We start from the raw sequence: 14,734 nt of genomic DNA on the forward strand, positions 1-14,734 counted from the left end.
CAGTGCAGGAATCATCGTTGGACGTGAAGTGGGGCCGCCGCGAAGGATGGTCGCCATGAACGACACGCAGCCCCTCCCCCGGCTCCCCCGCACACCCCGGATCGCCCTGGTCGGTGACCGTTCCCCACACGTCCGCTCCCACGTCCGCGTCCCCGTCCTGCTCGACGGCCTGGCGGAGCGGGACGGCCTCGCGCTCGACGCGTACTGGATCCCGACCGGGGACGCGGCGGCACCCGGCGCGGTGAAGGGCTTCGACGCGGTGTGGGTGCTGCCGGGGAGCCCGTACGAGAGCGAGGCGGGGGCGCTGGCCGCGATCCGTACGGCCCGGGAGGACGGCATCCCCTTCCTCGGCACCTGCGGCGGCTTCCAGCACGCCCTGCTGGAGTTCGCGCGGAACGTCTGCGGTCTGGAGCGGGCCGCGCACGCCGAGAACGATCCGGCGGCGGACCCGGGCGACCTGCTGATCGCGCCGCTGGCCTGCTCGCTGGTGGGCCACGAGGGTGTCGTACGGGTCACCCCGGGCTCCCTCGCCGAGCGGGCCCTCGGCGCGGAGCGCACCACCGAGCGCTACCACTGCGACTACGGCGCCGACAGCCGCCACCTCGACACCCTGCTGGCCCACGGGCTGCGGTTCACGGGCGCGGACGAGGAGGGCGGGGTACGGATCGCGGAGCTCCCCGGGCACCCCTTCTTCCTGGCGACCCTCTTCCAGCCGGAACTGTCGGGCGACGGCACCCACCCGCACCCGCTGGTCCGGGCACTGGCGGTGGCGGCGACTCGGCATGCGGCCGGGGACCCGGTCTAGGCCTGTCTTGCGGATCAGGCCCGGCCGTACGCGCGCGTACGGCCGGGCGTCTCAACGCGCGCGTGGCAGGGGCGTCTCAACACGCGCGTGCGGTGGCGCGGTGCGTCGATGCCGGGATCAGGAGGGCGAGCGCGAGGAGGCCCAGGCCCAGGGAGCAGTAGCCGAGGGCCGGGCCGAGGCCGAGCCGCTCCCAGGCCAGGCCGAACAGCAGGGCCGTCCCCGCGCCCGCGAGACCGCCGATGGCGCCGAAGCTGGAGGTGAGCGTGTTCCGGAGCTCGTCCGGGAACCGTTGCTGCTTCAGCGTGTCGAGCACGGTGAAGAGGACGCCGCAGGTGAGTTCCGCGAGCCCGAATCCCAGGTAGAACAGCACGCCGTCGGTGAGCGAGGCGACACCCATCGAGGCCGCCATCAGAGCCATGAGGACGGCGGCGGCCCTCCCGGTGACCCATGACTTCAGGTACTTCACCAGCCAGGAGCCGAGAGCCGCCGCCAGGGAGTAGCCGAACAGCAGCATTCCGAGGAAGCCCAGCGGGACGCCGGCCAGTTCGACCGCCGCCGGCTGCCAGCTCATGATCAGGACCTCGAACAGCACCGCCATCAGGGCGTTCAGCGCGAGCAGACCGATCAGCCGCGCGCCGAACGCCCTGCGTACCCCGTCGACGATCGTCCGGTGGACCGAGCCGCCGGCGGCCTTCGCGGACTCCTCCCAGGTCTTCCGGGTCCACAGGGCGAGGAGCAGCATCACCACCCCGCTCACGCCGATGATCAGTTCGGGGGTCGTGGACTTCAGCAGCAGGACCGTGGCGATCGCGCCGGACGCGGACGCCGTCCAGCGGGCCACCTGCGCCCCCCGTACAGCGGCGGGGACGCTCTCGGCGTGACCGCTCGCGTGGAGCCGGTTGACGACGAGGCTGGTCGGCGCGCCGGAGTAGACGGCCATTCCGGCGCCCCACAGGCAGAGGCTCAGTGCCGTGAGGGGGATGCCAGGGGCGAGGCCGTACACCACGAGCGCGGCTCCCCACAGAGTGAGGCCGAGTACGAGCATCCTGCGCTGGCCGTAGCGGTCTCCCCATGCGCCGCTGGGAAGTTCGAGGACGGTGATGGCGATGTTGCTGAGGGCCAGGAGGTAGCCGATGTCCTGCCCGCTGAATCCCCGCTGGGTGAGGACGGCCATGAAGGTGGCGCCGAAGAGGAACTCGACGAGGCCCACCAGGGCACTCAGCAGCCAGAAGCGCCGCAGTACGGTCGTCATGGGGTGCGAAGGACCTCCTCCTCCAGGCAGGTGGCCAGGTGCGGCCAGGGTGCTCCGGTCACGCCGAATCCGGTCCAGTAGTCGTGGTGGTGACGCACCAGCCGGCCCAGCCCGCTGGCGGCGAGTCCGGGCGGGATGGCACGCGCGAGCAGGCGCAGGGAGTGCCCGGCGCCCCGGGCGGCCGGTCTGATGCCGCTCATCAGCAGCAGGGTCGCCGTGCGGGAGGCGTCGAGGATTCCCGGGTCGTACCACTCCGCGAGTTCGCCGAAGGCCGCTCGCGGCCAGGGCTGTCCGCCCAGTCGCCATCTCAGGTTCTCCACTCCGCTGCCGAGGTCCGTCGCCATGAAGGCGGGCGTGTCGGCGTGCCAGAGGAGGACGGCGTCACCGATCACCTGGCCGTCGCAGGAGAGGAACAGGGTGATGCCCGCGACCGGTGGCCGGTGCCACACCTCCAGCGCGCCCGTGACCGAGAGCCGCCCGGCGTGGATGCCGATGCGTGACAGCGCGCCTATCCAGTGGTCCATGAGCGCGGCGTGCTCATGGGGGGAGGTGATCCGCTGGACGTAGGAGACGTTCACGAAGGAGGTGAGGAAGCCGTCGAGCAGCCTGCCGTCCGCGTCGCGTTCGCCGGTGAACCTGACGGCGGGCTGCGGCAGGAATCCCTCGCTCCAGCTGTACGGAAGGCGTGACTTGAGCCAGGGGTCCAGCGCCTGGACCGCCGAGGCGATCAGTTGGGTGTCGCGGTCCCACAGCACCGGCAGGACGGCTCCGCCGGTCAGCAGCCCGGCCTGCCGAAGGGCCCCGCGCAGCCCGTCGGCGATCGCGTGGGGTGAGGCGGTACGGCGAGGGGAGGCGGGGCCGACCCTCCGCCGGGGGTGCATCCGCAGGTCCGTACCGCTGGTGTCGACCGTCCAGCGGGCGCCGAACCGGTCGCGCAGCGAGGCGTGGAGCCGGTCCCGGATGGCGTCCGTCGAGGTGCTGGTCACGGCTCAGGCGGCCTTCTCGGACGGAGAGGAGACCGGCCGCACACCGTGGGCGCGCAGCAGTTCGAGCTGCTCGCGGATCCTGTCCGCCCCGCGCGACACGTCGGTCTCGTCGAGGGGGGCCATCGCCAGCCGCTCCACGGCCTTCTCCACGATCAGGTTGGTACGCAGATCCGCCGTCGGCACCAGCGGCGGTTCGAACTCGCCCTGCCACAGCTTGAGCACCGCACGGTCGTTGCGGCGGCGTACCAGGTCGAGCGTCCCCGCCTGGAGGGACCGCGCCTCCTCGCTGCTCATGCCCGTGTGCGACCAGGGCGCGTCCGGGTCCTCCGGGTCGTCGGTCCTGATCCGCAGCTCGTCCTTGTCCGCCCACAGCGGCATGCTCTCGTCGGTGATGGAGAAGAGATGCAGCATGAAGTGGCCGGAGAACTCCTCCACGAGGAAACGGCGGGTGTCCTCGAACTGCTCCGGGGTCTCCCCCGGATATCCGGCCATGAAGAACATCGTGTAATCCATGTCGCTCGCTCCGAGCAGTTCGAACGCCCTTCTGTTCTGCCGGGCGGTGACGCGCTTGCTCATACGGCGCAGCGTCTGCTCGTTCATGGACTCGAATCCGATCTCGAGTCTCGCGCAGTGGGCGCGCTGGAGGGCGTCGACGAATTCGGGGGTGCTCACGACATTGGCCCGGCTGTAGCACTCCCACGGCAGGCCGAGTGGGGGCAGGATCTCCAACAGTTCACGCAGCCGGGTGGGCGGGACCGTGAAGGTCGAATCCATCGCCTTGACCAGCGAGCTGCCGTTCTCCTCCGCGTATCCGGCCCAGTCGTCCCTGATCTTCGCCGCCGACTTGTACCGCCATTTCGGCGAAGCGGCGGGAAACGAGCAGAACTTGCAGTCGAAGGGGCATCCGCGCATGGACTCGTACGGCACGATCCGGCGCCGGCCGGGGAAACGCGGGGAGGAATGCCCGTCCAGGTCGATGTAGGCGAGGGCGTTGATCCTGATCCGCTCTCCGTCCCGCCGGACCAGGTTGGGGATCTGCGCGAGGTCGCCGCGGCGCTCCAGCGTGGTCAGCAGCGCGGGCAGGGCGAGCTCGCCGTCGCCGCGGACCGTCGCCAGGATCGCCGGATGGTCGTTCATGGCGGCGGCGAACTTGAGGTTGGTGTACTGCCCGCCGCAGATCACCGGGACACCGGGCAGCCTCAGCCGTATCCATGCCATGGCCGTGGCCAGCATCTGGCGGTTCCAGATGTACGTCGTGGACAGCAGCACGACGTCGACGTCCACCGCCGGAGCGACCGCCTCCCCCGACCACACCTCGGCGAGGTCCTGGTGGACGTAGTCGTGTCCGCCGGCCTGGAGTACGGACTCCAGGGTCAGCGTGGTCAGATGCGGGATCGCGTCCCGCCGTGGCCGCAGCAGCGGATAGTGGTGGCCGTCGTGTTCCACCGTCAGCCGCGCGAGCGTCAGATCCGGATGACCGCTCCGCGCGAGGACGGCTTCGGCGTGCGGGTGGAGTGTCTCGTCGAAGAGAGATCCACGGAGGTAGGAGCTGTTCTTGTGACTCGGGCCGAGGCCTGACAGGAGAAGGGCGCGCAAGACGGGCTCCTTGGGTGGGCTCTTGCCGGGTTCAGGACGGGCGGGTGGCCATCGCCCGGAAGTGGCGGACCGGGTCGAACCTCCGCAGGCCGATCTCCTGTACCTCCTGGGGTCGCAGGAGCACCGCGCGTTCGATGGCGGCGGCCAGTTCGAGCGCGGCCCGGTCGTCGTCCCGCTCGGGGTCGGCTGCCGCGAGAGCGCCGGTGTTCTCGCAGAGCGCGGCCTCGGCGCAGCCGCCCGGGCGCCAGGTCAGGGCGGCGACGGGGGTGCCGGCTCGCAGGGATTCGCCGAAGACGGCCGCGCCTGCCTCGACGTAGCTGCGCGAGCAGGTGTAGACGAAGGCGGCGGCGTCGGACAGTGCCGCGATCTTGGCGGGGCCGGTCAGCTCGCCGAGCCATTCGACGTGATCCGATCCGAACAGGGCCCGGTGCCGGTCGACGTAGTCCTGGTCGAAGACCGGGCCGACGATCCTGATACGGCGTCCGGCCAGACGCGCGGCCTCGACGGCGAGGTGCGGCGACTTCTCCTCGTCGATCCTGCCGAGCCAGACGAGGTCGCGTCCGGAGACGGCGGCGGGCTCCTCCTCGTCCGTGCCGAGGTTCACGCTGAGGTCGGCCAGCGGTCCGTGCTCGGCGTACCGCTCCCGCATCTCCTGGGAGTAGCAGTACAGCCGGGCCCGCTCGCCGTCGAAGGTGCCCGGGGCGTGCCGGTCGACCGACGAGTGCTGGAACGTGGCCACGTCGCAGTCCAGTTCGGACCACACCCGCCGCCAGTTCGGCTGGGAGGGGTAGGCGTGTCCCACGAGCAGGAGGTCGTACCGCGTGGCGCGCAGCTCCTTGAACGCCACGGAGCCCGGCTCGATGTCCTCCAGGCGGGTCGGCCGGAGGTCCCAGGCGTCACCGAGTCCGGTACGCCAACCGGGGCCGAGGAGGTGCACATCCTCCCCCGCGGCCTTGGCCCCCACGGCCAGCGCCCACAGCCATCGCTCGATCCCGCCGTATCCCCGGGGAGGGAAGGCGTACCGGCTGGGAAAATCACACACGCCGATCAACACGGGCGACCTCCAAGGTCTCGATCGTGGGTCCGTCTACGGCCGCGCCCGCGCCGCAGGGGGAATGTCGTCCTCACTGCCCGGCGCTCAGCTCATCAGGACGCCCGCGCCGATGAACTCGTCGGTGAGAGCGGGGAATCCCGCGAGGACCTCCTCGGTCAGCCGCTGGATCTTGTCGAGCTGGGGGTCCTCCGCGGCGAGCCGCACCAGGACTCGCCACGGCCGGTCGAGCGGCTGTCCGGTGGCGCTGATCAGGTGGACCTCGGCGTACTCGCCGGTCTCCTCGTGGATTCGTTGTGCCAGGCGGGTCGCCGCGACGTTGTAGAGCTTGCCGATGTGGTAGACGGGGTTCTTGCCGTTCGCGCCTTCCATGTTCATCGGGCGCAGGGGGGTGATCAGGCCGTTGACCCGGTTGCCCCTTCCGACCACGCCCTCGTCGCCCGATTCGATCGAGCTGCCGGTGTAGGTCAGGTACAGCTCGTCCTTCTCCGGGATGTCCCGCGCGTTGAGCCGGAAGGCCACCTCCAGCTGCGGGAGGTGGACTCGGGCCAGGCGGTCGCATTCGGCCAGGACGACGTCCTTGTTGGCCAGGTACTCCGCACGCGTGGCCACGTGCGCCGACTTCTGCGGCACGCAGAGCACCACATCGGCCCGGTGCTCGTCGGCGTAGCCCATGACCTTGACGTCGGATCCGCACCACGGGTGGGCGGAGGTGAAGTCGCCGGCGCCGGAGAAGGTGTCCGCCAGTACGCGGACGAAGCTCTCGAAGGGGTTCAGCGGAGCCCAGCCGGTTCCCAGCGAGGTGTCGTTGGAGAGCCGGACCTTCCGCTCACGGAGGTCCGCGGCCGACTTCGGGGCGAACCACCTGCTCCGCTCGGTCGTGCCGTCATCGGTGATCACCGATCCCGGACTGGCGTTGCCGGTGATGTTGAACTCGATGGAGAGGTGCCCGCCCAGCTCCGGCAGCCGGTGCTCGAAGAACTCCACGACCGCCGTCCCGACGATGTCCTCGACGGGGACGGTCTGCTCGCCGCACCGGTGGGCCGCCCGCCCGTTGACGAGGACCCGCACCGGGTCGAGCATGCGCCCGGCCCCGTATCTCACCTCCGAGGAGCCGCCCAGCAGGGCGAGCTTGTCGAAGTTGTGGTGCAGCACCACGCCGAACCGCTCCCGGGTGTACCGGCTGTAGACCTGGGACAGGTGCTCCGCGAGTTGATCCGCGAGGGTGTCGGGATGGCCGAGTCCCTTGCGCTCCACGATGGAGACGGCGCCGGCCGTGGGCACGTTCGTCCGAATGAACATCATGCTCGTGTCGTCGATCGGTATCGCGTGATGCATCGCAACCCCCACCAAGATCGATTTGATCGTTCAAGTTCTAGGCAAACACCCGCCGGAACGCACCGTCAAGACGTCGTCGAGCTTCATTTCCCGCCATATAGCAGGTCGGCCGCCCATCACCATTCCCCTGACACGGCCCCCAGGGCGGTGGTAGTTCTTTGAGCGTTCATATTCGCGGTCCTAGGAGACAGTGATCCCTCATGCACGATGTGCGTGCCCTGCTCGACCCGGACAACCAGGCGGTACGGCGACTCGCCCGCCGCAACCACTCACTGGACCTGCCCGGACTGGAATCGCTGCACTCCCGGCTGCTGGACCGGACCCGCGCGGCCGAGTCGCTGCGGTCGGAGGCCAAGGGCCTGGCCAGGGAGGTGCGCGCGAGCGCCGGGGCGGGCGAGGAGGTCTCCGCGGCCAAGGAGCGCGGGCGGCTGCTGAAGCACGAGGTCCACCGGATCGAGTCCGAGCGCGACGAGCTGCGCGGAGAGCTGGACGAGCTGCTCCTCTCCCTCCCGAACCTTCCGCTCGACTCGGCCCCTGACGGCGACTCGGACGCGTTCGCCGAGGAGCTGCGCAGGGTCGGGACTCCTCCCGTCTTCTCCTTCGAGCCCACGGACCACGTCACCCTCGGCGAGCGCATGGGGATCCTGGACTTCGCGAAGGGCACCAGGCTCTCGGGGCCGCGCTTCGTCGTCGCCCGCGATGCGGGCGCGGCACTGGAGCGCGCGCTCGCGGCGCTCTTCCTCGACCTGCACACCACCCGGCACGGCTACGTCGAGTACTCGGTGCCCTTCCTGGTCGATCGCGTGACGATGACGGGAACCGGACAGCTGCCCAAGTTCGCCGACGACCTCTTCGCCACGGCGGTCGGGGACCGCGAACTCTTCCTGGTCCCCACGGCGGAGGTGCCGCTCACCAATCTGTACGCGAACGAGGTCATCCCCCGGGAGGACCTGCCGCTGGCGATGACGGCCCACACACCGTGCTTCCGCTCCGAGGCCGGCTCCTACGGGCGGGACACGCGCGGCCTCATCCGGCTCCATCAGTTCAGCAAGGTCGAGTTGGTCCGCATCTGCGACGCGGACGACTCGCAGCACGAACTGGAATCCCTGCTCACGCACGCGGAAGCCTGCCTCAGGGAACTCGGGCTGGCCTATCGGGTCGTCGCGCTCGCCGCCGGCGACCTCGGCTTCTCGGCTCGGTTCACCTACGACATCGAGGTCTGGATGCCCGGCCAGAACCGCTATCGCGAGATCTCCTCCGTCTCCGACTGCGGCACGTTCCAGAGCCACCGGGCCCATATCCGGACCAGGGACGCCGAGGGCAGGCGCACGCCCGTGGCCACCCTCAACGGCTCCGGCCTGCCCATCGGCAGAACGCTCGCGGCCCTCCTCGAACAGGGCCAGCAGCGGGACGGCTCCGTGGTCCTGCCCGAGGCGCTTCTCCCCTACCTCGGATTCCGCCGCCTCTCCCCGGAGGGGAAACCCGTGAAGTGAGGCGGCAGCCGGTCACCGGAGGGGGCTGGCCTACGACGGCCGGGCCGACCACTCGCCTCCGCCCTGACCGGCGGGATCGTCAACGACCGCACCGGGCCCGGTATCCGCGCCCAAGGCGCATCCGGACCGGCTGGTGTTCACGGGCATCCTGTTCGCGCGGAGGAAGCCGGAACAGCCGCCGCTCGCCGGCACCCGGGTCAGGTCTTCCAGTAGTGGTCCCGCCAGCTTCCGCACGAGTACTGGATCGCCCAGGCCGCCTCTGCCGTGCTCCCGTCCAGGATCGCAAGGCACTTGTTGCTGTTCCGGTTCCTGATGTGGTCGCCACCCGTATTGGCGTCGTAGTCCATTTGACGCCAATACTGGTCCGGATACGGCTTGGGCTGCCCGCACGGGTACTGAGTGATCCAGGCGTAGTCGTCCTTGGAAGCACCATCGACCGACAGGCAAAGCCCGCTGTGCCGGTTGACGATCTTGTACCAGGCGAGTCCGTTCGCGTCGGTTTCCACGTACTGCCGGTACCAGTACTGGTCGACGTAGCCCCCGCACGAGAACTGGTTGAGGTACTCGAACCCCGTTGCGGCAGCCGGTACAGACAGGCATCTGCCTGAGTTCATGTTCTTCATGGTGAAGTCGCCGGGGTCGGCGTGACTGGTGCCCGCCAGGCCGACGGCCATGATGACCGAGGCGCATAATGCTCCGGCCAGTTGCCGTAAGGATCTCATGCGTTGCCCTCCGTGAGGATTGGGCCCCCATAGTGGGGTGGGCGGCATGAGGTCACAAGAGACCCGATGTGAGATCGAGACGACGAGCGTGCAACTTGTCCAATTCCAGATGCCAATGGGGCAGGCCGGAGTCTGACGACACGCCCTAGAGGCGTGTCGCGGTGCGGACGAGGTCGGCGACGGCTTTGGATCTGCTGTGTGGTGGCCAGGCGATGACGGTCGTGACCGCCGGCGCGTCCGGCACCGGCACCGTCGCGTGATCGTCGCGCAGGTGAGCTCGGAGGGACTCGGGCACGACCGCGCAGGCCCGTCCGAGCGCGATCAGCTGGAACAGCTGGGTGTGGTCGCGCACCTGCGGGCCAGGTCCGTCCGGATAGCCCCCGGCCCGTCGGGGCCAGCGTGGCAGGGGCAGGTCCGTCAGGGTGGTGACCTCGGACATCGACATGTGGGGCCGGTCGGCCGAGGGGTGCCCCGCCGGCAGGACCACGACCTGCTGTTCGGTGCGCAGGGCCTCGGTGTCGAGTCCGGCCGTCGTGTCGAAGGGCCGCTGGAGCAGCGCGACGTCGGCACGCCCGTCGCGCAGCAGCCTTTCCTGCTCGCCGGGCCCGCACAGCATCACCTCGACGGCGACCGCGCCGGGCTCGGCGGCGTAGGCGTCCAGCAGCTTCGACAACAGTTCGCTGGACGCCCCGGCCTTCGTGGCCAGCACCACACCGGGCAGTTCGGCAGCCGCGCGGCGGGTGCGGCGCTCGGCGGCTTCGACCGCGTCGAGTGCGGTTCGGGCCTCCCGCAGAAGCACCGATCCGGCCTCGGTCAAGGCGACCGCGCGAGTCGTACGGTGCAGCAGCGCCACTCCGAGCCGCCGCTCGAGCTGCTGGATCGCCCGCGACAGCGGTGGTTGCGCCATGGCGAGCCGCTGCGCCGCCCGCCCGAAGTGCAACTCCTCCGCCACGGCGACGAAGTATCGCAACTCCCGCGTCTCCACCGCGTCATCGTATCCGGCGCTCACCACGGCCGATATCCGTGCGGTATCGCCGCCCACCCAGTCGGTCTTGGACGTCCCGCCCGAGTCCGCACCAGGCTGGAGGACATGAGTGAACAGACGATCGCACTGGTGACCGGTGCGAACAAAGGAATCGGATACGAGATCGCGGCGGGCCTGGGCGCCCTCGGCTGGCGAATCGGCGTGGGCGCGCGGGATCGACAGCGCCGCGACACCGCGGTGGAGAAGCTGCGGGCGGCCGGGACCGACGCGTTCGGCGTTCCGCTCGACGTGGCGGACGACGCGAGTGTGGCCGCCGCGGCCGAGCTGATCGCCGACCGCGCCGGAGGGCTCGACGTCCTGGTCAACAACGCCGCGATCACCGGCGGTGTGCCGCAGACGCCCACCACGGTCGATCCGGCGACCGTACGCGTCGTCGTGGAAACCAACGTGATCGGGGTCATCCGCGTCACCAACGCGATGCTGCCCATGCTCCGCGGCTCGGCATCGCCGCGGATAGTGAACATGTCCAGCAGCGTCGGCTCGCTCGTCCTGCAGACCACGCCCGGCATCGACATGGGCCCGGTTCCCGTTGCGTACTTGGCGTCCAAGACGTTCCTCAACGCCGTCACCGTCCAGTACGCCAAGGAACTGAGCGACACCGACATCCTGATCAACTCCGGCTGTCCCGGCTTCACCGCCACCGGCCTCAACGGCTTCCAGGGCGTCCGCACTCCCCACCAGGGCGCGGCGATCGCGCTTCACCTCGCGACCCTGCCCGACGACGGACCGACCGGCGGATTCTTCGACGACGGTGGACCGGTGCCCTGGTGACGGGCTCACCGGCCCCTGGTGGTCCAGCTGCTGTGGCGGGAGGGACCGGCGAGACCGACAGCGCGGCGGGACGCCGGTGCCGGACGAGGCCGGGGAGGTGAAGAACGTCAGCCGGAGTACGGGGACATCGTCACGACCAGCTGGGCGCGGTCCCTGCCGCGTTCGATCAGGCGGGCGTTCGCCTCGTCGGAGTCCTGGACCCAGCGTTCCGCGTGGGCGCGGTCCTTGCCGTAGCGGACGTGGCGTTCGACGAGGCGGGGGACGCGGCGGCGGGCGTCCAGGTCCAGGTACCAGGCCTCGTCCAGGAGGGGCAGTACGGCGGCCCAGGCACCCTCGTCGTGCAGCAGGTAGTTGCCCTCGGTGACGATCAGCGGGACCTCGGGCCCGACCGGGATCGCCCCCGCGATCGGCTCCTCCAGGGTGCGGTCGAAGGCCGGCGCGTAGACGGTGGTGCCGGGTTCGGGGGCGCGCAGGCGGGCGAGGAGGGCCGCGTAACCGGCGGCGTCGAAGGTGTCGGGGGCGCCCTTCCTGCCGGCCCGGCCGAGGCGTTCGAGTTCGGCCTGCGCGAGGTGGAAGCCGTCCATGGGGACGAGGACCGCGGGCCCGTCGAGGCGGTCGACGAGCCGCTCGGCGAGCGTGGACTTCCCGGCGCCGGGAGCGCCGGCGATCCCGAGGATCCGCCGCCGCCCCGGCGCGGCGAGCGCCCGTGCGCGGGCGGCGAGCCCGTCGAACTCCTGCGCGTCCATGCGGGGCATTCTCCCACCACCGTCCATCCGGCGGTCAGCCGACGGGGACCGGCCGCGCGAAGTGCGGAGCCGCGCGGTGCAGGCCCCGGCGGTCGTAGAGGTGGGTGAGGGCGAGCCCGAGGGCGAACGACACGGCGAAGCCGATGCCGACCATCATCCAGGCGCGGCCGAGTCCCGCGTCGGCCCGTGCCCCGAAGTAGAGGATGGACCGGACGCCGTCGACGACCTGCCGGAACGGTTCGAACTCGGCCAGGAAGCGGTAGAAGTCCGGCAGTGCCTGGATCGGGATGGTGGCGCCGGCCGACGGGATGGCCAGGCCGATCAGGACCAGCATGGAGACGATCGGGCCCGGGGTGCCGAAGGCGGCGAGCAGGGCCAGCGCGGTGATGCCCATGGCGGCAGTGGCGCAGGTTCCGAAGATCCACAGGAGGGCCAGGTGGGAGGCGTCGATGCCGATGACACCGACGGCCGCGGTCATGGCGAGCGCGGAGGTCAGCATCGACAGGACGGTCATGAGCGCCGAGCAGACCAGGAAGTGGTGCACCCGGGTGACGTGCTGGACGGGCTTGACGACGCGGAACGGGCCCTTGTCGCTGGCGATGTAGCCGAGTGAGGTGTCCACCTGGGTGTGGATGACGTTGGCGCCGAGCATGCCGCCGAGGACGAGGATGAGCGCGTAGAAGAAGGCGCTCAGGCCGAGGCCGCTGTGCTGCCCGAGGGGGTGGCCCTCCTGGACGGAGAGGTGCACCGGTTCGGCGATCATCAGCTGCGCGGCGGCGCCCGGTGCGGAGGCGGCGTGCGCGGGAGCGCTGTGCCCCGCCGCACCCTGCCCCGCCGCACCCGGCGCCGCCGCCCGCTGTGCCGCCGCCTGGCCCAGCTGCTTGCCCAGCTCCGCGGAGGTCGTCTCGACGACCTTGCGGTTGATCTCGGTGGCCATGGAGGAGCCGAAGCTTCCGGCGGCGGGGTTGGTCAGGACCGTCATGGCCGGCGGATGCGGCGTGCGCTGCGGCGGCCCGGCGAGTGCCGCGACGGAAGCGGAGAAGTCGTCCGGGATGACGAGGGCGCCGAAGACCTTGCCACTGGCGAGCAGGTCGTCGGCGGTGCGGCGGTCGACCTGCTTCCAGTCGACCTTCTCCTTGAGGTCGGCCGATCCGGTGATCCGCGCGGTGATCTGTGCTCCCAGGTCGATCCGCTTCCCGGCCGCCTGGGTGCCCCGGTCCGCGTTGACCAGGGCGATCGGCAGGTCCTTCGTCGAGCCGACCGGGTCGTTGTTGGCGCCCAGGTAGAGCAGGGACAGGACGAACGACAGCAGGCCGAGGATCACCGCCGACGGGATCCACACACCGCGTCGGCGGAGGAGCCCGCGTGCGCTCACATGCGGCGGATGGGTGGGTTCGGACATGCAGCAGCTCCCGCTCGGGTGGGTGTCGTCGCTGGTCGGCAACACATTAGAAACCGTCACTTTCCAGCTGAAGAGTGACACTATCGAGTGGATGTGTCCATTCGGCCCCCTGGGAGACTGCTCACACACGGAACAGCTTCGAGTGAGAGTGCCCATGAAGATCTCTGACCTGAGCCGTCTGTCCGGAACGCCGGTCGGGACGATCAAGTACTACCTGCGGGAAGGCCTGCTGCCCCCTGGCCGGCCGCTCGGAGCCACCCTGACCCTGTACGGCGACGAGCACGTCCAGCGCCTGCGTCTGATCCGCGCTCTGACCGCCCGCGGCGGCCTGTCCATCGCCGCCACCCGGGACGTCCTCGCGGCGATCGACGAGCCGCTCGACCCGCTCGCCACGCTCGGCGTCGTGCACTACGCGCTCCCGACGCCGGTCGACGCCGCCGAGACGGACGCGGTGGCCGAGCAGGCGCCACGGGTCGACGAACTGGTGCGCGCCATGGGCTGGGACGTCTCCGCCGATTCCCCGCACCGCCGCGGGCTCGCCGCGAGCCTCATGGACCTCAGCCGTCTCGGTATCGATTACGGCACCGGGGACCTGCTGCCGTACGCGGAACTGGCCGCGGCAGCCGCGAAGCTCGACGTCGACCGGCTGGAGGAACTCGACGACCCCGAGGACCGCCTCAAGCTCGCGGAGCACGCCGCCCTCGTCGTCCTCCTGCTGGAACCGGTCCTGGCCCTCCTGCGTCGTCTGGCGCAGGAGAACGAGACCCGCCGCCGGGCCGCGTGGGCCCGCACGCCGGGAGAGGCCGCCCCGAACCCGCCGGCCGGCTCACGCTGAGGCCGGCGGGCAGGCGGGGACGGACACTCGGGGGGGGACCCCTCGCCCACCCCTCCCCCCGACCCTCGTTCACACCCTCCGTCCGACGAGGGTCACCCCGCACGACGACGCGGGTCGACGCGGGTGGGTTCCTGCTTTTCCGCGTATTACGTTGAGGAAATGCCGTCCATCGCACTCGTCACCCTCGTCGTCCGTGACTACGACCAGGCCATCGCCTTCTACACCGACGCCCTCGGCTTCGAACTGGTCGAGGACACCGACCGGGGCGGCGGCAACCGCTGGGTCGTGGTCCGTCCGCCCGGCGCCGCCGGGGTCGGCGGCCTCGGGAACGCGGGCCTCCTCCTGGCCCGCGCCAAGAACGAGTCCGAGCAGGCCGCCGTCGGCAACCAGACCGGCGGCCGGGTCGGCTTCTTCCTGCACACCGACGACTTCGCCCGCGACCACGCCCGGATGGCGGCGGCGGGCGTGAAGTTCCTGGAGGAGCCGCGCCACGAGCCGTACGGCTCCGTCGCCGTCTTCGAGGACCTGTACGGCAACCGCTGGGACCTGCTCCAGCCGACCGCGTAGCCACCACCCAGCCGACCGGACAAGCCACCGGCCGCCGGACACGCCACCGGCCGCCGGACACGCCACCACCCAGCCGACCGCGTAGCCACCGGCCGCCGGACCCGCCACCGGTCAACCGACCCGCG

General features: G+C 70.7%; 14 protein-coding genes. 5 read left to right on the forward strand and 9 right to left on the reverse strand.

Annotated features, from left to right (window positions below; all coding sequences use genetic code 11):
- Positions 1 to 55: 55 nt before the first annotated feature.
- Positions 56 to 805 carry a CTP synthase C-terminal region-related (seleno)protein gene (locus ABT154_RS12075; RefSeq protein WP_351856135.1) on the forward strand — a complete coding sequence of 250 codons (750 nt, stop codon included), beginning with the start codon at positions 56 to 58 and terminating at the stop codon, positions 803 to 805.
- A gap of 76 nt (positions 806 to 881) precedes the next feature.
- Here ABT154_RS12075 and ABT154_RS12080 read toward each other — a convergent pair whose 3' ends face one another.
- The 5 genes from ABT154_RS12080 to ABT154_RS12100 all read right to left on the reverse strand — a co-directional run bounded on the left by ABT154_RS12080 (position 882) and on the right by ABT154_RS12100 (position 7,028).
- The gene (locus tag ABT154_RS12080; protein ID WP_351856137.1) at positions 882 to 2,057 is read right to left on the reverse strand and encodes an MFS transporter; all 1,176 of its coding nucleotides are present in this window, start codon (positions 2,055 to 2,057) and stop codon (positions 882 to 884) included.
- Positions 2,054 to 3,043 carry a hypothetical protein gene (locus ABT154_RS12085; RefSeq protein WP_351856140.1) on the reverse strand — a complete coding sequence of 330 codons (990 nt, stop codon included), beginning with the start codon at positions 3,041 to 3,043 and terminating at the stop codon, positions 2,054 to 2,056. The genes ABT154_RS12080 and ABT154_RS12085 overlap by 4 nt, the downstream gene beginning before the upstream one ends.
- A gap of 3 nt (positions 3,044 to 3,046) precedes the next feature.
- Positions 3,047 to 4,639: a B12-binding domain-containing radical SAM protein gene (locus ABT154_RS12090; protein ID WP_351856143.1), complete on the reverse strand. Its 1,593-nt coding sequence runs from the start codon at positions 4,637 to 4,639 to the stop codon at positions 3,047 to 3,049.
- 31 nt (positions 4,640 to 4,670) lie between these two features.
- Positions 4,671 to 5,693, reverse strand: a complete 1,023-nt coding sequence (locus ABT154_RS12095; protein WP_351856146.1) for a glycosyltransferase — start codon at positions 5,691 to 5,693, stop codon at positions 4,671 to 4,673.
- An 84-nt stretch (positions 5,694 to 5,777) separates the two neighbouring features.
- Positions 5,778 to 7,028, reverse strand: a complete 1,251-nt coding sequence (locus ABT154_RS12100; RefSeq protein WP_351856149.1) for a methionine adenosyltransferase — start codon at positions 7,026 to 7,028, stop codon at positions 5,778 to 5,780.
- 200 nt (positions 7,029 to 7,228) lie between these two features.
- Between ABT154_RS12100 and serS the strand changes: the two genes are divergently transcribed.
- On the forward strand, positions 7,229 to 8,521 hold the full coding sequence (gene serS / locus ABT154_RS12105) for a serine--tRNA ligase (RefSeq protein WP_351856152.1): 1,293 nt from the start codon (positions 7,229 to 7,231) through the stop codon (positions 8,519 to 8,521).
- A gap of 197 nt (positions 8,522 to 8,718) precedes the next feature.
- Here serS and ABT154_RS12110 read toward each other — a convergent pair whose 3' ends face one another.
- Positions 8,719 to 9,195, reverse strand: a complete 477-nt coding sequence (locus ABT154_RS12110) for an RICIN domain-containing protein (RefSeq protein ID WP_351856154.1) — start codon at positions 9,193 to 9,195, stop codon at positions 8,719 to 8,721.
- A gap of 193 nt (positions 9,196 to 9,388) precedes the next feature.
- Positions 9,389 to 10,228, reverse strand: coding sequence for a LysR family transcriptional regulator (locus tag ABT154_RS12115; protein WP_351856156.1), 840 nt, complete (start codon positions 10,226 to 10,228; stop codon positions 9,389 to 9,391).
- Between the two features lie 105 nt (positions 10,229 to 10,333).
- Between ABT154_RS12115 and ABT154_RS12120 the strand changes: the two genes are divergently transcribed.
- A complete protein-coding gene (locus ABT154_RS12120) occupies positions 10,334 to 11,059 on the forward strand; it encodes an SDR family NAD(P)-dependent oxidoreductase (RefSeq protein WP_351856159.1) in 726 nt (241 codons plus the stop codon).
- 107 nt (positions 11,060 to 11,166) lie between these two features.
- On the opposite strand, the gene ABT154_RS12125 is transcribed toward ABT154_RS12120, so the two are convergent.
- Together ABT154_RS12125 and ABT154_RS12130 are read right to left on the reverse strand one after the other, a co-directional pair.
- Complete coding sequence (locus ABT154_RS12125; RefSeq protein WP_351856161.1) at positions 11,167 to 11,814, reverse strand: nucleoside/nucleotide kinase family protein; 648 nt, start codon at positions 11,812 to 11,814, stop codon at positions 11,167 to 11,169.
- Positions 11,815 to 11,839: 25 nt separating this feature from the next.
- Positions 11,840 to 13,207: a DUF3533 domain-containing protein gene (locus tag ABT154_RS12130; protein ID WP_351856164.1), complete on the reverse strand. Its 1,368-nt coding sequence runs from the start codon at positions 13,205 to 13,207 to the stop codon at positions 11,840 to 11,842.
- Between the two features lie 154 nt (positions 13,208 to 13,361).
- Between ABT154_RS12130 and ABT154_RS12135 the strand changes: the two genes are divergently transcribed.
- Positions 13,362 to 14,042 carry a MerR family transcriptional regulator gene (locus ABT154_RS12135; RefSeq protein ID WP_351856167.1) on the forward strand — a complete coding sequence of 227 codons (681 nt, stop codon included), beginning with the start codon at positions 13,362 to 13,364 and terminating at the stop codon, positions 14,040 to 14,042.
- A 159-nt stretch (positions 14,043 to 14,201) separates the two neighbouring features.
- On the forward strand, positions 14,202 to 14,609 hold the full coding sequence (locus ABT154_RS12140; RefSeq protein ID WP_351856170.1) for a VOC family protein: 408 nt from the start codon (positions 14,202 to 14,204) through the stop codon (positions 14,607 to 14,609).
- Positions 14,610 to 14,734: the final 125 nt, after the last annotated feature.

Source organism: Streptomyces sp. NPDC001728, from assembly GCF_040297565.1.
Classification (GTDB): Bacteria; Actinomycetota; Actinomycetes; order Streptomycetales; family Streptomycetaceae; genus Streptomyces.